Source organism: Neobacillus soli NBRC 102451 (assembly GCF_001591665.1).
Classification (GTDB): Bacteria; Bacillota; Bacilli; order Bacillales; family Cytobacillaceae; genus Neobacillus; species Neobacillus soli.
Genome location: NZ_BCVI01000021.1, coordinates 42650 through 66131 on the forward strand (window position 1 = coordinate 42650; position 23482 = coordinate 66131).

9 protein-coding genes are annotated in these 23482 nt (G+C 36.0%); all 9 read left to right on the forward strand.

The window, feature by feature from the left end; translation table 11 throughout:
• Positions 1-295: 295 nt before the first annotated feature.
• The 9 genes from BSO02S_RS08520 to BSO02S_RS08560 all read left to right on the forward strand — a co-directional run bounded on the left by BSO02S_RS08520 (position 296) and on the right by BSO02S_RS08560 (position 23470).
• Positions 296-5137, forward strand: coding sequence for a S8 family serine peptidase (locus tag BSO02S_RS08520; RefSeq protein WP_066065358.1), 4842 nt, complete (start codon positions 296-298; stop codon positions 5135-5137).
• Between the two features lie 313 nt (positions 5138-5450).
• Positions 5451-7340, forward strand: a complete 1890-nt coding sequence (locus BSO02S_RS08525) for a hypothetical protein (protein WP_066065361.1) — start codon at positions 5451-5453, stop codon at positions 7338-7340.
• Between the two features lie 135 nt (positions 7341-7475).
• A complete protein-coding gene (locus BSO02S_RS28625) occupies positions 7476-9236 on the forward strand; it encodes a serine hydrolase (protein WP_169802737.1) in 1761 nt (586 codons plus the stop codon).
• A 95-nt stretch (positions 9237-9331) separates the two neighbouring features.
• Positions 9332-10051: a polysaccharide deacetylase family protein gene (locus BSO02S_RS08535; protein ID WP_066065365.1), complete on the forward strand. Its 720-nt coding sequence runs from the start codon at positions 9332-9334 to the stop codon at positions 10049-10051.
• Between the two features lie 233 nt (positions 10052-10284).
• Complete coding sequence (locus BSO02S_RS08540) at positions 10285-11319, forward strand: acyltransferase (RefSeq protein WP_066065368.1); 1035 nt, start codon at positions 10285-10287, stop codon at positions 11317-11319.
• Between the two features lie 182 nt (positions 11320-11501).
• Positions 11502-14846 (forward strand): CDP-glycerol glycerophosphotransferase family protein, encoded by a 3345-nt coding sequence (locus BSO02S_RS08545; RefSeq protein WP_066065371.1) that lies wholly within the window; start codon positions 11502-11504, stop codon positions 14844-14846.
• Between the two features lie 310 nt (positions 14847-15156).
• Complete coding sequence (locus BSO02S_RS08550; RefSeq protein ID WP_066065374.1) at positions 15157-18384, forward strand: CDP-glycerol glycerophosphotransferase family protein; 3228 nt, start codon at positions 15157-15159, stop codon at positions 18382-18384.
• A 29-nt stretch (positions 18385-18413) separates the two neighbouring features.
• A complete protein-coding gene (locus BSO02S_RS08555) occupies positions 18414-19592 on the forward strand; it encodes a glycosyltransferase family 4 protein (RefSeq protein WP_066065379.1) in 1179 nt (392 codons plus the stop codon).
• A gap of 287 nt (positions 19593-19879) precedes the next feature.
• Positions 19880-23470: a CDP-glycerol glycerophosphotransferase family protein gene (locus BSO02S_RS08560; RefSeq protein WP_066065382.1), complete on the forward strand. Its 3591-nt coding sequence runs from the start codon at positions 19880-19882 to the stop codon at positions 23468-23470.
• Positions 23471-23482: the final 12 nt, after the last annotated feature.

Consider the following 23482-nt stretch of genomic DNA (forward strand, 5'->3'; position numbering starts at 1 on the left):
AACTACATTGTCCACCTCAGGCACACAAATGTACATGAGTGGTGCCTGACACCAACCAAAGACACCAAGCACAACAACCTTTGTTTAATATTTTATTAGTATAATATTTGGAAAATTCGTTATATTTTTTCCGTGTTTTTATAGTATACTATTACTAGAGTCTGATAATTTCGAATTTTAATAATATCGGACACGAAACATGTTGCGTTTGCATTGCTGTAGGGGGTGAAGGAAAGTAGGAGTATTGGAATTTTAGATAGAATAGAAAAACTAGTAGACGAGAGGGGTTTGAATATTGAAATTTAGACAGAGAAAGAGATTATTTAGTAGTTTCCTAGCTTTAACGATGATTTTTACCTTGTTATTTCCTGGCTTCGGGGCGGCCCAAGCTAATAGTACCAAATCTGTCAAAAAACAGGTGAGCAGTGCAGCATTAACGCAAATGAAAACACTAATTGCTCAGCAAAAGGCTGGTCTAAGTAGCGAGGCCGTTTTACATCCTGATCTACAAAACCTTAGCGGCGATAAAGAGGTAGCGGTAATTGTTGAATTATCAGATTACCCAGTTGCTTTGGTAAAAGGAATTAATAAAGTTGCCGGAAAAACAACTTCAAAAGCTGAAGAAAAAACGATTCAGCAAAAAGTAGTTTCCCAGCAGCAAAAGTTTCAAACGAACCTAAGCTCCAAGGGGATTAAAGCAAAGGTTGGTTATACTTACAATTACACTTTCAACGGGATGGCGCTTACATTAAAAGCTAGCCAAGTGAAAGAATTATTAAAAGTTGATGGCGTTAAATTGGTTGAACCAGACGTCGAAAGACATGCATTGGGCACAAAAACTTCTGGCACAGCAGTTAAGCCAGCGATGAATACAAGCAGCCCTTTCCTAGATGTACCATCTGTATGGGCCCTAGGCTATAAAGGCCAAGGTGTGAAAGTAGCTGTTCTTGATACTGGGATAGACTACAACCACCCAGAGTTCCAAAATGTTTACAAGGGCGGATACAACTTTGTTCCGCAAACGGATACTAAGCAATACGCTCGTGACCGAGCAGCTGATGATCCATATGAAACGACTCCATTGGATCGCCCAGCAGGCAAAGCTGAATTTGATGCTAATGGCAGTGCTTTTTACACAGAGCATGGTACCCACGTTGCCGGTACGATTGCAGCTCAAGGGAATAACACTTTCGGAATTAAAGGCCTAGCACCATCTGTTGAGCTTTATGCTTATCGTGTACTAGGTGCTTACGGAAGCGGAGCAAACTCTGGAGTTATTGCCGGGATTGATAAGGCAGCCCAAGAGAAAATGGATGTTATCAACCTTTCCTTAGGTGGAAGCAGTAATAGCCAAACAGCGTCTGATGCAGTCGCAATAAACAACGCAGCCCTTGCTGGTGTAACTGCGGTTATTGCAACAGGTAACTCAGGTCCAAACCGTGGAACCATTGGAAGCCCATCCACAGCAGCATATGCTATTTCAGTTGCGAACTCGACTGTACCTGAAACTACAATGAAAGGACAAGCTTCTGTTACATTAGAAGGATCTGATCCTACATCTTATGACATGGATTTAATGGGCTGGAAGTTTGGCACAAAACCAGGCGAACTTCTATCCGGAACATATGATGTTGTAGCCGTTCCAGGACTTGGAGAAGCAAAAGACTATAATGGTTTGGATGTACAAGGAAAAGTAGCACTGATTTCACGTGGTACGATTGCTTTTGTTGACAAAATTGCCAATGCTAAAAAAGCAGGAGCAGTAGCGACAATCATCCATAATAATACAGGAACAGCGCCTGCAGGTGTATTCCTTGGCGATTCTTTTGCCTTTATTCCGACATTTGATATGTCAACAACGAATGGAAATGCATTAAGAACTGCTTTAGCAACGAAAAAAGCTACAGTAACGTTTGGTAATTTTACTGAAAGCAAAACAGCTGGCGACGATATCAATAGCTCAAGCTCACGCGGCCCGGCTAATCCGAATTTCGACTTAAAACCAGACGTTTCTGCTCCGGGAACGAACATCATGTCATCTGTTCCTGCTTACGGCAAAGACTTCCCAGATGCTAGTTACCTGGAGTCGTATGACCGTTTCACAGGAACAAGTATGGCGACTCCGCATGTTGCCGGTATTGCTGCATTATTAAAATCAGAGCATCCAGATTGGACGCCATTCGATATTAAAGTAGCAATCTCAAATACTGCGAAACAACTTGATGTTAAGAAATATGATGTATTCTCACAAGGTCCCGGACGCGTTCAGCCTCTAGCGGCTGCAACAACTGAAGCATTAGCTTATTCACTTGATAAGACTAGCTTCTCTGGAAAATCCTACGATAATATCAAAGGTACAGTAACGTTTGGAAATGTTCCAACCAATCCGAACAATGCATCAACCATTACAAAAGATATTCTAGTAAAAAATCTCACAGGTAACGCTAGTGACTATACTGTTACTGTCCAGAATACAAAGGCTGCGACTGGTACTTTAGCTGCTGCAAACGTGACAGTGGATAAATCCAATTTCACACTTGCTGCTAACGGTGAAAACAGCTTAAAAGTAACGTTAAACGTTCCAAAGGGTACAGGAACTACTGGAAATGAAATTTTAGGTTATGTGAAAATTACCAATGGTAAGACAAGTTTAAATTTACCATTTGCAGGAAACTTTGCACCGCCAACAGGTCTAAAGAGCTTCTCTGTTGATAGTTATCATATTTCACCAAACGGTGATAAAAAATTAGATAGCACAACGGTTCGTTACGAGTTTTATGACCGTCAAGGTCAAACTCAAATCGAACTTTGGGATGCCTCTAACCCAGATGGGGGCTATTACGGGGACGGCTCAGTCGGTTATATTGTGGGTACTGCTTCAACTACAACAGGACCGAAAACTGGTACCTTTAATGGGGGCTACACAGAATGGAACACTGGTGCTAAGAAGAATGCTCCAGATGGCGTTTATACGTTGGATTTAGCTTCCCTTAACACAGCGAATAATGCAATTTCTGCTGAAGCTTGGTTAGGTCCAGTGTTTATCAAAACAACGGCTCCGAAAATTGTAGTGGATGATACGAATACTACGAAACAATCAAACTATGATTTATCCGGCTCATTACAAGATTCATACGTCAATTGGAAGTCGCTCGTGGAAGAAACATTTGGCGAAGACTATGATGTCAACTCGAATTTACATGTTAACTATGAGTTAACAAACAGCAATGGTGAAAAGGTTGGAGAAGCGGCTACTATTACGCTTGATCAAGACGGTACATTTAAGCTAGCTCTAAGCGGATTAACCCTTGGAGAAAACAAGGTTAAGCTTACTGTTGATGATGAAGGACAAAACCATGCTGAGAAAGAAATCGTTGTGAATTATGTTGATAACGATGCACCAGTAACGACTGCAAAGGTTACTGGAACTGAAGGTACAAACGGCTGGTATACTTCTGATGTCACTGTTGAGCTTTCCGCAAAAGATGAAGGAACAGGCGTTAAATCAACAGAATACAAATTAAATGATGGTGAATGGTCAACATACACGAAAGAAATTAACCTGTCCACTGGAACCACAGCGATGGATTTCCGCAGTACGGATAATAATGAAAACGTGGAAACAACCCAATCACTAACTGTGAAAATTGATAAAACAGCTCCAATCGTTAGTGGCGTTAAAAACGATGGACTCTATAACCATGATGTAGCGATTACGTTCAATGAAGGAACGGCAACATTAGATGGTAAGGACTTTGCAACCAATACACTTGTAAGCGAAGATGGAAACCATACATTAGTGGTAACCGACGAGGCAGGCAACAAAACCACGGTTACGTTCACTATTGATAAGATCGCTCCAGAAGTGAATGGAGTAGAGGATGGATTCTACAATCATGATGTCACCATTACATTTAATGAAGGCGAAGCAACATTAAATGGTAAAGACATTGAGAATGAAACTAAAGTAAGTGAAGAAGGAAGCTATACATTAGTGGTTACAGATGCCGCTGGAAATAGCACAGTTGTGAATTTCACGATTGATAAAAAGGTTCCACAAGTGATTGGTGTTGCGGATTATAGCAATTACAATCATTTTGTTACTATCCTCTTCGATAAAGGCACAGCTACTTTAAATGGCAGTGAATTCAAGAGTGGAAATGTAAGCGAAGAAGGAACATACACATTAGTCGTAACGGATAAAGCCGGAAACGTAACTACTGTTCACTTTACGATTGATACAACGGCTCCTGTTGTAAGTGGAGTGGAAAACTTCGGCTTATACAATCAAAATGTGACACTTTCATTTAATGAGCTAGGTGGTTTATTAAATGGACAACCAATACCATCTGGAACTGTAGTTTCCCAAGAAGGATCCTATCTAATTGAAGTAACAGACGCAGCAGGTAATATCACGTATAAGTTCTTCACCATTGATAAAACTGCTCCAGTGGTAAGCGGAGTTACAAACAACGGCCTTTACAATAAAGATGTGACAGTTTCCTTTAATGAAGGAACAGCCACATTAAATGGTAAAGAAGTTAAATCTGGTACAGCAGTTAAAACAAACGGTGTTTATACAGTAGTGGTGACCGATGCAGCTGGAAATAAAACAACTGTGAAGTTCACGATTGATAAAACCGCTCCAACTGCAGCAAAGATTAATCAGATCTCTGATAAATCTACGAAAGTAACAGGTAAAGCGGAAGCTAATGCCACGGTTAAGCTATACATTGCAGGAAAATATCAACGCAGTGTTACAGCTGACAAATCTGGTAACTACAGCTTTACAATCAAAAAGCAAAAAGCTGGAACAGAAATTAAAGTAACTGCAACAGATAAAGCTGGCAATGTCAGCAAAGCAGCTGCTGTTAAAGTAGTAGATAAAACAGCTCCATCCACACCAAAAGTGGATAAAGTAACTGTGAAATCTACGAAAGTAACAGGAAAAGCAGAAGCTGGCTCAAAAGTTGTTGTCAAAGTTGGCAGTAAAGTAATCGGAACAGCCACTGCCGATAAAAAAGGCAATTTCTCAGCTAAGATTGCTAAACAAAAAGCTGGTAAAACACTTTCCGTTACGGCAGCTGATAAAGCTGGTAATGTAAGTGCGGCTAAAAAGGTTACTGTTAAGAAGTAACAAGTTTTCGTAAACTTGCAAGAGATACCCTCGAAACTATTCGAGGGTATTTTTTTTACAGAAAGTATAAATTTCGGCTTTGAGAATTGTCCAGCTCCAGAGCCCTAGCGGCTAGTGTCCTTCGCTCTCCGCCCTACGATAAGTCAACATCGGTTCGCTCCGCTCACCGTGTTTCCTTTATCTCAGTTGGAGCGCTCCAGGCCATACGCCGCTGACCAGGGCGCTTGCGCTTTTCTTAATAATAGGTAATGAATTATTTGGGAAATATGGTAAACTGTTAATTGGATAATATTTCAAAGGGGGATCGGAAGAATTGAGAAAAGTAGTCATTACAGCTTTTATTCTATTATTAACATTTACGTATTCTTTGAATACAGCCCATGCAGAGGGACTTGTGTCAAAATCTGGCTTTAAAAAACTGGAAAATCCAGCAGTGACAGAGCTGGAACCAAATAACACGAAGGAGACGGCCAATAGAATACAGCCGTCAGATAGTGTGCTTGGTACCATTCAAGATGATGAGGATACCGATTATTATCGTTTAGTTATGCCAAGAAAAGGCCAATATACCCTGCTATCTTTATTAGGAAACTATTACTCGGATAATGAACGCTATTCAGATGATTATTCCATTACCATTTATGATGAAAACGATAACACTGTTGCCAACAGCGAAAGCCTTTATGATGAAGATTATGGATATTTCCAAGGCATGCAAACATCGTTGGAGGCAGGCACCTATTATATCTCTGTGAAGACGAATGGTTACTCTTATATGAACAATCAGGAATATTACCTTTGGCAATACATAGAGTATGCCCCAGATTTTGTGATTAATAGCTTAACAGCAAATCTTCCTTCCCCTCAAATCGAACGGAAGACGATTACTGTTCAGGCGGGCGCAAATAAAGCAGGACTTCACTATCAATTTTCCGTCCAGGGAAAGGTTGTTAAAAGTTACAGCGGGGCGAATACCTATCAATGGACGCCAACAGCACCGGGCACCTATAAGTTAAAAGTAGAGGTGCGCGACCCTTCTTTTCCAAGTGCAGTAGCCCAAAAGGAAATATCGTACACAATTACAGCCTATAAACCGGATTTTGCGATTACATCTTTTTCGCCAAACATCAATTCGCCATCGTTAACGGGAAAGACGATTACTTTTTCTACAAAAACAAATAAGTCTGGATTGCAATACCAATATACTGTCAATGGAAGAGTTGTCCAGAGCTTTGGAGCGAACAGCTCTTATTCCTGGAAGCCAACAAGCGCCGGAAAATATACCATCAAAGTGGAGGTTCGCAGGTCCCAATATCCGAACCGGATCGTGTCAAAGCAACTAAGCTATGAAATTTCGGATGGAAAGGTTTATATTTCCTCATTAAGAGCAAATATGTCTTCGCCGCGGCCGACATCAACTTCGATTAAATGGACAGCCGCTGCTAAGGGAGTTAATCTCGAATACAAATTTAGTGTCTATCAGAATAAAAAATGGACGACGATTCAAAATTATTCATCGAAAAATTACACCTATTGGAAACCGAAAAGTGCCGGTTCTTCGAAGGTGATGGTAACGGTACGAAGTAAGTTATCTAAAAAGACGGCAACACGAACAGCAAACTTTACGATCTTTAAACCTTCTTACTTTTCAGCACCGACATTAAAATCAAATATTAGCACAAAGCAGACCACGAATACGTATTTTTATTTCACAGCAAAATCATCGGGAAATTACTTGGAGTACCGGTTCAGAGTATATAATGGCTATTATTGGTCGACCGTACAGGATTACTCAAGCAGCAAAAGTTTATATTGGACGGCCTATTATAAAGGGAAATATACAGTGGCGGTAGATGTACGCCAAAAGGGTACAAAAACAGTAAAGACGAAGAAGCTTTCACTGGATATAAGGGAATCACCCAATTCATCCTTTAACGCAAACTATGATATTTACTATAATTATGGATACTTGAAAGTAACAAACTATGGTTATAGCAATTTAAAGGTAACAAAGATGCAATTTCTAAATAATGGAAATATTATTTATACTCATAATCCCAATAACTGGATTACAATCGGGCGTTCGTACCAAACCTATTATTTTAATCCCAAAAAAGCTGTTTCACAATTTTCCTATAATACGGTAATAAAGGTTTATTATACGTATGATGGACTAACGTATACTTCTTACCTATATAGATAGCTGAAAAAAGGGTCTTCAAAAAATATTGGAGCCCTTTTTAAGATTTTTACTTTTCAACAGTAATGACTATTTTAATATATTGGAATTTTTGTTAAAATTTAAGAAATATAGAATGCAAAAAGGATGGGGAAAAAGTTGAGAGCAGGACGTTTTTTAAAAGGGATTCTTATTGTCATTATTTTATGTTCAATGGTGGTGCCGGCCAAAAACGCAAGTGCGGCAGCATTAACGGCGCATCAAGATTTTTCAAAAAAGGTATCCGCAGAACTGACAAAATACATAAAAAAATCCGGCGGGACAGTGACGCTTCAGTATCAGGATTTAGGTACGGGCGATGTCTTTCAAATCAAGGGGAAAACAGCCGGCCGCGCTGCCAGTACAATTAAACTGCCGCTAGCTTTGTATATTATGGAGCAGGCGTCAAAAGGGAAAATCAACTTAAATCAAAAACTAGTCTATAAGAGTCGTCATTACTCTGGCGGAAGCGGAGTTATTCAAAACCAGAAAGTGGGCACGTCCTACACCATCCGTGATCTTGTGAAAAAGGCCATGATTTACAGCGATAATATTGCGTTTATCATGTTAAAGGAGCGGGTTGGACAAGCGAATTTAGTCAAGTACATAAAAAGCATTGGCGGACAGTACGCCTACCCGAATGGACAAAATTTAACCTCAGCCAATGATTTAACGATTTATGCGAAGAAACTCTATCAATTTTCTAAAAAGAGCCCGCTTGGAGAAGAACTTGTCGGCTATTTGAAAAAGACAGTCTATAATACTACCATTCCTAAGGGAATAAAGGGAGTGGCGGTGGCCCACAAGGTGGGGATGATTCCAGCAGAAAGAATCTATAATGACGCTGCCATCGTTTATGACAAAAAACCGTTTGTTTTAGCGATTATGACGAAAAACCTTTCCTATGAAAAGTCGCAGAAGGTGATTGCGGACTTGGCAGCGATTGTCTATAAACAACATAAAGCTAAGGGTATTACACAAAAGGTAATTATTAAAGGGGATACAAAAATCTATCTAAACAGCTGGGGAGAAATAGCCTATGCAAAGGTATATTCAGGCAGCAAATTAATCAAGATTCAAGAATTTTATCCAAACAGCACGATTGAAAATGCATCCCAGCATATTAACTATATTTATGATATAAATAACGACGGATTCATCGCGAAAGCGGCAAAGCTTGATAAAGAAACGCAAAAAGCAACGAATCGATATGAATATTATTCAAAAACGGTCTATGGCAAACACGGGGGAAATATCAAGTATATTTTCGATCTTAATGCCGCGGGGTATATAACGAAAGCTGTAAAGACAGAAAAGGGAACAAAGAGAACTCTTGCCTGGTACCAATATCAATCAAATACGGTTTATGGAAAGCATTCTTCACGGATTAGCGGAATAACATTAAATGTGCCGTTGATCAATCAAAGGCCGGAATTACCAACTGGTTGTGAAATTACAGCCGTCACCATGATGCTTCAATATAAAGGTGTACGAGTCAACAAAGTGACCTTAGCGAATAAGATGCCAAGACATTCATCGAATCCAAACCTTGGATATGTGGGGAATCCATTTACAAAAAGAGGATGGACTATTTATCCGCCTGCCTTAATGGGAGTAGTAAAGAAATATGCTGGAAGTGCCAAAAACTTAACCGGTACAAGCAATGCAAATGTAGAAAAGCAATTATTAAACAACAAACCAATTGTTGTGTTGGTTTCAAGAATGCACGGTTTTTCAGTCCATGCCTTAACGTTGACCGGATTTGATAAAACGAATTATTACTATAATGATTGCTGGTCAGGCGAGAAAAATGCCAAAATCAGCAAAAAGGAATTTAATAAATTATGGAGCAACCAGAGTAAGAGAGCCATATCTTACTAAATAGAAAGATCCTTTTCCATTTAACAGGGGCCATGGCACCTAGATCATTATATTTTAGATAAATAGAATTTTAGATATTGGAGGGGGAAACGAATATGTTTAAAAAAACAGTCACTGTATTTTTGGCAATGCTGCTTATTTTCAGCAGTACGGGCCTATTTTCAGCAAATGTCACACATGCGGCCGAGTCTAAATCCAGCAAGGTTGTTTATTTGACCTTTGATGACGGACCTAACCAGTACACTCCAAAAATTCTTGATATTTTGAAAAGGAAGAAGGCACATGCGACCTTTTTCATGATTGAGGGGAATATTAAGCAAAACCCTAAAATGGTGAAAAGAATCATCAGTGAGGGCAACTATCCGGCCTTACACAGCGTCTCCCACAATGTTCAGAAACTCTATCGGGGAAGCTCGAATAATGTCGCCATTGAAATGGAGAAAACAAGGCAAACATTGTTAAGAGTTTCCGGGTTTAATAGTAAACTAACCCGCGCTCCCTATGGCAGCAAGCCCTATATGAAAAAGCCGCTCCGCGATGCCTTAGCAAAGAAAGGCTTTAAAATGTGGGACTGGGACATTGATACACTAGATTGGAAATATAATCGAACACAGCCGAGAGTCATTACCTCAAGAGTGAAATCAGGACTAAAAGGTAAAAAGGGCCCGATTGTGATCCTTTTCCATGATTCAAGAGGAACAGCGCAGCAGCTGCCAATCATCATCGATTACCTAAAAAAGAATGGCTATAAATTAGAGGTCTACAATCCAAAACACCATATCGTGAAGAACTTTTGGAATGATAGAAGGTTTTAGGCTAGAAAAAACATGAACTGAACTGGATCAAAAATAAAAGGCTAACCTAGGTTGCCTTTTTTATTCTCATTTTTTTTTCAAATCTATACATAAGGGCTATATATTGTTAAAATCTAATAAGAATATTGTCGAAATCTCAGGAAATGTGAAAAGCCCAGCATGATAACAGACAAGAAAATTGGTATTAATTTATTCAAAAACTAAGGATAATCATTTATATTAAGGAGAATTAAATGAAAAAAAACTTTTTTGGCATTGATCTTTTAAAGGTGATTGCAATTATTTCAGTTCCGAGTGTCCATTTTTTACTAAGAACGCACTACTATAGTGTTCCTTTAAATAGTCCCCTTTTATTTATTCAAACATTTTACAGACAAATCTTTATTGTTTGTGTTCCCTTATTTATTATGGCAACAGGGTTTTTACAATGGAAAAAGGAATGGAATAAAAAGTATTTAAAGGGAATACTAAATATTATTTTGATCTATGTTATTTACTCAGTGTTTGTCATTATTATTCGAAGCTATCAGTTTGGTGAGCAAAAGACAATTACCGAATGGATATCATTGATTTTTAGGTTTGAGGCAATTAGTTATGCCTGGTATGTGAATATGTTTATTGGGCTTGCACTTCTTATTCCATTTTTAAACACTTTATGGCAAGGTTTTAAAACAAAAGGACAATTTAAGATTTTTTTACTTGTGCTTTTATTTGTCACGGGAATCCCTATGTTCTGGAACGCTTTGCCGGCCTTTTTTGGAGATAGGAAGATAGTTTTATTTCCTAACTTTTGGATGCCTATTTATCCCCTTTTTTATTACTTTATGGGAGTTTATATTAGGCAATATCCTATCAAGATAAGCAAGTTGAAAAGTTTTTGTTTATTTATTGTCATAACAATAGTAGAGGCAGGAATCCTTATTGGATTTAATGAAGGAACAAAATTTATTAATTTTGTCGGCGGTTATGGATCAGCGTTAATTATGCTCCAAACTACATTTTTATTTTTATTTTTGTATCAAATCCAACTTCCTGAAAATAAATTATTACCCTGGATTCAAACCCCAGTACGTTCCATTTCCAGTCTAACTTTAGATATTTACTTAGTCTCAAATATAACGGATAGGTGGGTATATGAGTATTTTATGAATAATATTTATGATACGCAAGATAGAGCAATTTTGTATGCACCTATTGTTGTGATAACTACCTTTTTTATCGCATATGCAATTTCACTTATTAGAAAAACGATAATAAGAATCAGATAACCATAGCTTTTTACTTTGTCTTTCTGTTTTGAGGTATTGTGACTTTTGAAATAATTGATAAAAAGGAATAATTATCCCTCTTCTTATATAATGCGTTATTTTTCTAAATACATATTAATGGGAACAAATGGGGCCTTTTTCAAAAGAACCGTTTATTAAATATGAGGGAGGTTAATTTAAGAATGGTATTACATAAGATAAAAAAATTAATGCATCGTATTGCTAATCGGAATAAAGGTAAATTTAAAAAGCGGTTGGAACTTCATCAAGATAATCACAAACTTAGTATGAATGGTGAACTTTATGGGAATTTCAAAGCAAAGGAAATTTGGCTTATATCCCCCGATGAGGAATCCAAATTAAAAATTGCAGAATCAAGTCCTACTTCAAATTTCTCTTTTGAAATTGACTTAGCAAAATATGCAGGGGAATTTGATGAAAACGAATATAAATTCTTTATGTTGGTTCAAGCTCCAAAAGAAGAACTAAGTGAGAGTCAATATAGTAAGATTCAATCCACAGCAAAAGTAATTCCAAGTTCTGATGGGGGAGTAATGTTAGAATATCTCATTAGACTAGGTAAATTTGAAGAAACAGAATATCGTGGATTAGAAGAATTTAGTATTGGTGAAAAGACAGGACAAATCTATAATACAAAAAATAATTTTATCTCCTTAATTTGGGATAAAGAGTTAAGTATTAAGCCCAAGGTGCAAATAAGTAAAATTAAATCAAAGGGAAACCAATTTTTTATTAGTGGCCAAGTCTCAACTCAAAGTTTTCGAATCATTGAGGCATCTATCTTGCTATCAGGACGCGAAACGGGAACAAAGGTAAAAATTCCGATAGAACTTGATTTAATAAATAAAAGGCCAAAAAACTCATATGGAAATAATAACTATTATTATCAGGCAGCTATCAATCTAAATTTATTATTAAATGGAAAACCTTTAAACGAGGATATCTATGATTTCTTTTTAGACTTGAATCTAAACAATCGTGCCGAGAACAAATTGGTAAGAATGGGGTCTCCTAAGATTAGAGCAAAAGGCTATTCGGAACCAGCTTATGCCGATGATGGCGATGTCATGTATATTGCTACACCCTACTATACGATAAAATACTTTAATCTTTCACTTCAAATTAATAAGTTTGAAAGGGATACCCTAATTTATTTTAAACGTATGATGAAATGGGCATGGCTTTTAAGACCGCTTTATAGAAATCGAGACATTTGGATTGTGGGAGAACGTCCTTATAAGGCACAAGATACCGGATATCGCTTTTATAAATATATGAGAACGGAACATCCAGAACGGAATGTTTACTACGTAATTGAAAAGGATTCTCCGGAATTGGAGAATGTAAAGGACTTGGGAAATATCTTGTTCTTTGGATCGAAGGAACACATCTGGCACACCATAATGGCGAGAAGAATAATAGGGTCCCATCACGCTGATTACCTTTATCCTTTAAGAACGGCTAACTTTAAGAAGGTTGTAAAGGCTAAAAAGGTATTTTTACAGCATGGTGTAATGGGGACAAAAAATACCGTTCACTTCTATGGGGTTAAGTCTCCCAGCTTTGATACAGATTTATTTATAGTAAGTTCAGAATATGAAAAGAGCTATATTGTTCAGGACTTTGGATATAACCCAGCCGATGTTGCAGTAACTGGATTATCTCGATTTGATAGCCTTTTCCAAAAGGATGTTGAAACAAAAAGGCAATTATTAATCATTCCAACCTGGCGCGAATGGATTGTAAATGACGAAATATTTTTAGAAAGTGAATACTTTGAGCGGTACCGTGAATTGGTCCATAATCCAGCTCTACATGAGTATTCAACAAAGTATAATTTTGAAATCGTTCTTTGTTTACACCCTAATATGCAACAATTTACTCCCTTTTTTAAAGATGCCCCTGTAAGGATTGTTAGTCAGGGGGAGGTAGATGTTCAATTTTTACTTAAAGAAAGTGCCTTAATGATTACCGATTATTCAAGTGTGGCATTTGATATGAGTTTTCTGGACAAGCCGATTATCTATTATCAATTTGATCGACAAAGGTTTATTGGAAAACAACCTTCCCATCTTAATTTAGATAACGACCTGCCTGGAGATATTGTTTATACGATTGGTGATTTGTTGAATAGTGTCGAAAAATATGCGCAATCCGACTTTGTCATGGAACAGGAATATAAAAAGCGGGCAGGAAAATTCCTGAAATATCATGATTTAGATTCCTGTAAGAGGATCTACGAGAAGACATTAAAAATTCGCAAAAAGTCTCTTCGTTCATCCCTTGTGAAAAATGAAATCGTTAAAGCAAGCTATAGAAGGTTTAGAAGAAGCCGGATTTATTTTCCACTAATGAAGGCATTTTATAATCTTGCAAAAAAAGTAATCCCAGTTGATGACAGATTGATTGTCTTTGAAAGTGGGTTAGGAAAACAATATGCAGATAGCCCGCGCTATATTTATGAAGAAATTGTCCGTAGGGGACTAAATTATAAAAAGGTATGGGTTTATAATTCGCAAAAACGGTTTAATGATAAACAGACCATTTATGTGAAAAGGCTTAGTTTTAAATACTATTATTATCTTGCGAAGGCGGGAGTTTGGGTTAATAATCAAAACTTCCCAACCTACATCAATAAAAGGCCTGCAACCACCTATATTCAAACATGGCATGGAACGCCTTTAAAGAAGATGCTCTTTGATATCGAAAACGTTCAAGGTCGAACGGATGACTATGTTGAACGGGTATCCAAGGCAACAAAAAATTGGGATTATTTAATATCACCCAGTCCCTATGCCACAAAGGCATTTAAAAGCGCCTTTCGATACGAAGGGAATATACTTGAAATTGGCTATCCCCGCAATGATTTATTTTACCAACAGGATAGTAAAAAGCTTGCCGGCAAAGTACGTAATAGCTTGAGACTCCCAGCCAATAAAAAGGTCATCTTATATGCACCAACCTTTAGGGATAATCAGTCTAGCGGAACCAACAATTTTACCTTTGACATTAATCTAGATTTTGAGCAGATGAAAGAGAAATTGGGCGATGAGTATTTATTGCTCTTAAGAATGCATGTTGTTATCAAGAAAAAAGTTAAAATCCCCGATGAATATAAGGATTTTGTTTTTGATGTTTCTAATTATCCTGATATACAAGAACTATATTTAATAACAGATATCCTAATTACTGATTACTCTTCTGTTATGTTTGACTTTGCCAACTTAAAGCGGCCAATTTTGTTTTACACCTATGATTTAGAATTCTATCGTGATCAATTACGAGGTTTTTATATGGACTTTGAAAAGGAAGCTCCGGGACCATTGTTAAAAACAAATGAAGAGTTGCTGGAAGCAATACAAAATATAGATGAAGTGCAGAAACAGTACACAGATAAACAAAATGATTTTTACACTAAATTCTGCCAGTTAGAGGATGGATTTGCAGCTGACCGTTTAGTTAATCAGATATTTGATGTAAATAATAATCCGGTTACACCTAAATAGAGAGTATCCTAAGTGGCTGTTGAATTAATTCAACAGCCTGTTTTTTAGGAAAATGTAAATAATAGAGATTAAATTCATTGTAAAGGGCTTTGAAAATTCATATAGTTTGTCGAAATTTTGTGTGATATAATTTTTCTTGTGAAAAAATTGTAAATAATTTCTTTTCAATATGAGATTATTGATGGAGTTGTAAATACTAAATAAAGATATGACTGGGATACTCTGGTAAAGGGAAATGTGGAAGTAGAATGTAATAAGAATCGTGGGTTACTTTACCTTTTAATATAGATGGAAATGTGAGTTGAGTTAATTGAAAAATAATGTGTTTCTAGAAAAAATTTACCGTCTAAAAAATAGACGTATAAAATTGATTTTAAATATGGAAACAAGAGAGACCATAGACCATGTAGGTATCATAGTTGGTCCTACTCCAAAGGCAGATCATTCTTTTAAACATTCCTTGAACTCCTCCTATAAAATTATAGACAACAATCTTGAAATTATTATAAGCTATAAAGAATTTAGCAAAATTCCAGATGGAAGCATTATCGGCTTGATGATTACATCCGAAAATCAGGCCCGATACATAGAAATAATCAATCATTTAAAAAAGAAATTCTCCGTTTCTTTTAGCGGGGAAACATATCTTATTAGCGAGAAAGAAGATCGGATTAAGGTATGTAAAAAATCTTCAAAGGGGCTTATACTCGAGTGCGATGAAATTCTTTCATATAAAGGGAAGAGATTTGAATTAAGCGGAATCCTTTATAATGGCAGTAATATTCATGAACCAAAAATAAATAACGTTTATTTACAGAATGAAGATACTAAAGAAAAAGTATTTATAGAGAATTTCACAGTCAATTACTCTGTGAATACATTTAAAATTTCCATCAACTTAAATATTCATCCGTTATATGAAGGTGAATGGAATTTATTTAGCACAATTAATGTAAATAACAAGGATGAAATCACTTCTATTCTTTTTTGTAAGGAACAATCTAAACTTCAAGGGGATTACCTAGAATACAATAACTCTCTGCATTACTATGAAGTATATGAAAATAAACAATCACAAGTTGCTTTTCACATAGTGAAAAACAAACGTAAATTTATTTCGTTTGATATTAACGGGGTCGCTTTGGAGAGAAACTTACTAACTATTCAGGGATTCCTTCAGGTTTCTCTTATTTCTAGTAAAGAAGACAAGGTTACCAATATAATATTTATGAATAGGGACACAAAGGAAAAAGTAAATCTTCCCATTGATATAGATAATAATGGTGCATTTTCTGCAAAGATTTCTTTCGATGATGAAAATAATCTTATTAAAGAAAACGGAACTTGGGATGTATTTGCAGCATTATGCATAAGCGGTGTTAATGAACTAACACGAATAAATATAAATAGTAATCAAACCAGTGAGGAATTTATTAGTTTCTCAAAACCAATCTATAATAATCAGTTAGGTTTTATTAAAAATGTACGTTCTTATAAAACAGTTGGCGGTAACTTAGCCCTACATGTTACAGATCAAATAGTAACATGCGATATTACTAAAGCTGAATTGGAAGATGGAAGAACAATTGTCAATGGGTTTGTTTTTAATGGAGATCTTGATTTTTCCCTGAAAGATATTCATCTTCAAAAAATAAACGGGGAAGAAAAGATTATTTGCAAAAACGAAGTAAAAAAGGATAATAACCTTTTTTATTTTAAAACCGAAATTGATTGGGGAACTATAAATATTAAGGAAATTATCGACTCTGACTTCCAATTCATTATTACCATTATTGTTAAAGATAAGGAATATCCATTAGAATTAGTCTCTAATTTTGATGATATATCAAACAAGTCCAGGGCAATTATTTATCCGCTTTTGAGGGCTAATAATAACGGTTATCCTCTTCAAGTAAGACATTTTTATAATAGAAAGAATGCCTTTCTTGTATCTATAGGAAATACACTGAACGCTTATTGTATTGCCTTGAGAAAGAGAAGAAAAGAGCTTGAGTTTGAAATTTCATCAGATATAGACCAAACACTAATCAACTCGAATGATGTAGAGTTGGTTTTGAAAAATAGAAATTTAGATAATGAAATAAAATTATCACCACAAAAAAACGCAAACAATAAATACCTTTTCAGAATTAACGAATCTTTAATAAAAAATTTAGGTTTATCAATTGGCAGCTATGAAATATTTTTTGCAATTAAGGTGAATAACTTTGGGGTTATGACAAGAGTAAAGGGAATCGATGCTAGGATAATTGAAAGGAATTCTACCTTTAAATCAAATGCCATTAGAATGAATGAAAATATATACTATTCGCTGCTTATTGATCAAAAGAGTACAAGCTTGAACTTTGAAATTAGAGAGTTGAAGGTTATCGAAAAGTCAGGGGAAAAGATAAAATTCCTATTAGCAAAAGGTCTTGCTAAAATGACAAGAAGGTTTATAAAAAAGCCAGTTTGGTTAATTGGTGAAAACCTGGGGGAAATTGCCCAAGATAATGGTTTTGCATTTTTCCAGTACTGCATGAAAACCGAAAATAGTGAGAAATATTATTATGTGAGTAAGCAGGACAATAAAAATGCGGAGAATATAAAACCCTATCATGCGAATGTCTTATTATACGATAGTTTTAAGCACTATTTTTTATATTGGGTTTGCCAATATTTAATTGTTAGTCATGGTATACGTGATACAATACCTAGCATTGTTCATAATAAATTGAATAATAACCCAAAAAGAATCATCTATTTACAGCATGGAATTATCGCAATGAAAAAATTACAGTTCAATAAGGATTCTTATAACGGGAAAATTAAAAAATTTGTAGTGTCTTCCGTACATGAGAAAAACATATTAATTGAAAAAATGAACTTTAAACCGAAACAAGTGATGGTAACAGGGTTATCCCGGTTCGATAATTTAATTGATAAGAGTAAGGATAATAAAATAAAGGAAATTTTACTTATACCAACCTGGAGAGAATGGCTCATTGATTCAAAGACAGAATTTCTAACTTCAGAATTTTATAATCAGTATATAGGGTTATTACGTGATCCCCACCTTCATGGGATTTTGGAGAAGTATAATTTAATTTTAAAGTTCTTTCCACATATAGAAATTCAAAGGAAATACATGGATTCCTTTTCTTCCTTGAATGAGCGGATAGAAGTAGTGAATATTGACAAAACCACAGTAAGGGACCTGATACAAGAAAGTTCATTACTTATTACAGATTACTCTAGTGTGGTGTTTGATTTCAATTATTTAAGAAAACCGGTTGTTTTCTTTCAGTTTGATTTACATGATTATTTGAGGCATAGAGGTTCTTATGTTGATCTGAGAACAGATTTAATAGGTGATATAGCAGATACAAAACTGGAGTTATTAAATTATATTTCAGAATATGTAAAAACTGATTTTAAATATAAACCGATATATAATATTAAATCTAAGAAATATTATGCGTATCATGATCAAGAAAATTCAAAAAGAATTTATGAGGAAATAAAAAAAATTAAATGATTCGTTAAAGAGCGGGAGCGACGGAAGAATTGAAAATTACATTTTTGGTTTATAATATTTACGGAATGGGTGGTACAGTAAGAACAGTCGCTAATATAGCAAATTTCTTCGCTTCAAAAGATTATCTTGTAGAAATAATAAGTATAAGAAGAACTAGTGAAAACCCATTATTTATTCTAGATCCCAAAATTAAACTAACTCCATTAATTGATGCTAGAAGAGGAATGCTGTTCAGGGCAAATACTCCAGGATACAAAAAGTTTCTAATAAATTTGCTATTAAAAATTCCAAGCATTCTTATTGATAAAAATGAAGACCTTTATAAAATGTTTAATTTATTTATTGATTTAAAATTACGATCAGTAATAAAAAGAATTAATAAAGGGGTTTTAATTACAACCATACCTTCCTTCAATATATTATCGGTAAAGTATTCCAATAAGGCTGTCATTAAAATTGGCCAAGAGCATAAATTTTTTGAGGCTCATCCGGAAGGACTTCAGAAAAAAATTAAAAAATATTACGGAAAATTGGATGGTTTGACATGCCTGACCAGTTCAGATAAAGCTAATTATGAAGATGTTCTTAAAGAAGGCCAAGTAAAAATATATAAAATTGAAAATGCGACCCATATACCGGAGGAAACTGCTAAATTAGATAAAAAGGTTATTATAGCAGCAGGTCGTTTTTCATATGAAAAAGGCTATGATTTACTAATCCTTGCCTTTTCTGAAGTGATAAAGAAGCATCCTGATTGGAAACTGAAAATATTCGGTACAGGCGGCGAGGAAGAATCATTACGAAATCTTATCTTTGAACAGAAGGCATATAATAATATTTATTTAATGCCAAAAACAGATAAAATAATTAAAGAAATGATCAATTCCTCAGTTTATGCATTAAGTTCACGAAGTGAATCCTTCGGGATGGTTTTAATTGAAGCAATGTCAGTTGGTGTTCCATGTGTAAGCTTTGCCTGCACGGGTCCAAGAGAAGTAATCTTAGATCATGTTGACGGATTACTTGTCGAGGAAGGAAATATTGAGGATTTTACCAATAGTTTATTGACCTTGATTGAATCTGAATCATTAAGAAAAGAAATGGGAACAAAGGCGAAAGAGAATGTAGAGCGATATACATTTAACATTGTAGGCGGTAAATGGGAAGAATTGATCCAGGAACAAGTGAAACAAAAACAAAAATCGTAATAGCTGTGAATGAACAGGATATAATGATAACCAATATTTATACCTGATGACTCTGGTGTGTACCAGGGTCATTTTAAACGTTGCCGTGTCTCCAACTTTTACCATGTGTTAAATGTTAATGACATAATTACATTTTGTAGTTTGACAAAAAAATCTGTGCTATAATCATGTCTGTTAATTAATTGAAAATGTATATTTTGTATGACCTTCACTCATTTCACAATGGGGAAATAAATAGATTCATGTTGGCTGCAAAATTGGTAAGTTGATAAGGGAGCGTACTTTTAATGAATCTAAAGGTTCTAAAAAGAAAAATTAAATTTATAATAGATCCGGTTTATAATTATTTTGCTAAAGAAAATCACCGTCGGAATTATCGATATAGACGATATTTTGAAAAATTAGCCGTCATCGACAATACGATTTTGTATGAGAGCAGGGATGGGAAAAGTTTAACGGATAGCCCCTATGCTATTTTTAAATACCTAATCACTAACCCCAACTATAAGGATTACAAACATGTTTGGTCGGTAAGCAGCTTCGAAGAATTGGAACGTGTGATTGACCAATATAGAAGTTTGCCAAATGTAAAATTTGTCAAACGGAATTCGAAAGAGTATCTCAAATGTTTGGCAACTAGTAAATATCTAATTAATAACTCTACCTTCCAATCATTTTTTATCCCAAAAGGTGATCAAGTTTATATTAATACCTGGCACGGGACGCCGCTTAAGAGTATGGGGTTTGATATCCCTGGGAACCCATCGGTATCGCAGAATGTTGTTAGGAATTTCCTTAGTGCTGATTTTTTATTAAGTCCCAATCCGCATACAACTAGAATGTTCCTTGACAGCTACAAGCTAAACGGTGTGTATAACGGCGAAGTCATTGAAGGAGGATATCCGCGACTTGACCTTACCTTTCATACGGATTCAGCAGCATTTAACGCTTATTTAGCCGGATTAGGTCTAAGTATCGACAAAAACAAAAAAACGATTCTTTATGCACCGACCTGGAAAGGGACCAATGTCTCCAAAGCCAAAAACGATATGTTCCAAATCATTGCCGATATGACCTATTTAAAGAGTCAGGTTGGGCAGGAATATAATCTATTCATTAAAGTCCATCCCTTTTTATATGACCAGGCTAAAACATTTAATGAGATTAGCAGTATTCTCATTCCTGATTTTATCGACACAAACGAGTTGTTAAGTACGGTAGATCTGTTAATAACCGACTATTCAAGTATCTTTTTTGATTATTTAGTGACGGATAAGCCAATCTTGTTCTATGTCTGGGATTACGACGATTATAATGCAGAAAGAGGCCGTTATCTGACGGATGATGAATTACCTGGTCCAACTCTTTTTACAATAAAGGAAGTTGCAGCAGCGGTTCACGATATTCCTAAGGTAAGTGCGGATTATAAAGAGGTATATAAGAACGCAAAAAATAGGTTTGTAGGCCATGATGACGGGCAGGTAACGAAACGAATCGTCGATTATATTTTTCATGCTAACAATGCGGCGGCTCTAAATGTCATTAAACATGTCGACTTAGCTAAAAAGAAAATTGTTATTTATCCGGGCGGGATGATGAACAATGGAATCACTTCTTCATTTATCAATCTGATGGATAACATTGACTATCATACCTATGATGTCAGTATCTTTATGAATACACCTACTTCAAAAGAGGCTTTAAATAATATTGAAAAGGTGAATAAAAATGCTAGATTCGTTTTTCGAAATGGCCTGGCAGTATTTAGTATTTTTGAAGTCTATCGTGATAAATTCGTTCATAATCGTGGCGCGCATAGCACTCTAACCAAAATGCTCTACCCTGAAACGGCTTATCGACGTGAGGTCAAAAGGCTATTTGGAAGATCACATTTTGACTTTTGCATCGATTTTAGTGGTTATAGTTTGTATTGGGCAAAATATCTACTTGCTACGGATGCAAACAGAAAAATCTGTTATATGCATAATGATTTACTATCAGACAGTGAAAGAACGATTAATGGCCGCAGGCCGCATCGGATTAATTTACGAGGACTTTTTTCAGTCTATCATCGGTTTGATAAGCTTGTCAGTGTTTCCGCAGGAACGATGGAGCTGAATAAAAAGAATTTACTGAGATATGCGGATGAGTCAAAATTTGATTACGTCATGAACTCGATTAATATGGAGAAAATTCTGACATTAAGTAATCAAGGGAATGCTGAGAATCAAGTTGGAGACCAAACCGAACCATCCATAGACAATCTTATTCTTCGTTCACGAGCGGTTCTAATAAATCCGAAAAATCATTTCGTTTGGAATCGGCCGGCCGTTTTGAATGGGGCAGAAAAAATCGCTCCTGCTGCAGACTTTTTAAATAAAGAGGCTGCTATTTTACATGAGGCGCATACCGAAACAAATGAATATTTCAAATTCAGCATCGACGATCGGATTATCGGATGGCTTGACCAGGAATGTTTTGAACTACTGCCGGATAGTATAATATTCGAAAATCACGTCAACAAACAAGCAATTCTTCAAAATGTATCGGGAAATGATATTTGGAACCAACCATATAAAACCGAAGACATTCAAAAAGTGTCCTCCAGTAAGGATTATAAAGGAATTTTAGTTGATGTTGATCGTGAAGCGAGAACCCAGCATGGCATGTATAGCCGCTTTTCTATTAATGGAACGTACATTGGCTGGATTGATTCATCTGCATTGAAAACCGTTACTATTGATAATAGTTTTAAACGGACTATCTATAAAATGTTGAATGATCAAAAGCATAAAAATATCATCCGCCATTTAGATAACCGAACGGTCGAGGAAAATAATTTATACGAACTGGCGATTATTTCAAATCGGGGAAATTATGTAGTTTGGAGCAAAGCTTACCCTAACATCGATTGTAAAAAGATTATGGATGCGGCTGAATTACTAGATTCAGAGGTAACCGTGATGAAATCTAATAAAACGGCAAAGGGAACTTTTTACTTGTTCTATCTTAATGGAAAACAAGTTGGCTGGTTAGATCAGCGTGCTTTTTCATTGATAGAGGAACCGGGTATTATTGCAGAAAAAGCGGTCAGCAGGATTGCGATAATTAACTTGTTAGACGAAGATATTGTCCGGAGCAGCCTGAATGGGCCGGAATCCGCTGAAACAATAGTAAAGAATTACCGGGAGTTTAACGGAAAAACGGTAACCGTTGACAAGGAAGCAAGAACGATGGCTGGGACCTACTGTCATTTTGTTTATGAAGAGAGGTCTATTGGCTGGTTAGATAAACGTGCCTTCCAGATCATTGAAACACTGGGGATTGAAACAGGAACGACGTTTATTCCGGAGCCATCGCAGGAAAACTATAATTTCATTACAATGGGAAGATTATCACCGGAAAAAGGCCAGGATAATTTAATTAAAGCCTTTGCCCAATTCCTGAATGGCTCAGAAAAGTCCAAGCTATATATTTTGGGCGCAGGACCATTACGGAAGGACCTTGAAGCCCTGATTGAAGAACATCATCTGGAAGATTCCGTCTATCTTGTCGGACAAGTAGAAAACCCATTTAAGCTGATGAAAAAATGTGATTGTTTTGTCCTTTCCTCCCATTACGAGGGGCAGCCGATGGTTTTATTGGAGGCAATGACACTTGGGATGCAGATTATCGCCACCGATATTGTCGCCAATCGAACAGTATTGGAACAGGGCAGGTACGGACTATTAGTCGAGAATAGCATTGAAGGTCTTGAGAAAGGTCTAAATCAACTGGCTAACAATGAGTTGGCACATCAGCCAGATGAATTTAGAGCAGAAGAGTACAATAAAAAAGCAATGGGTACATTCTATAAGGTATTAGAAGAAAATAATTAAGCATATTTAGCA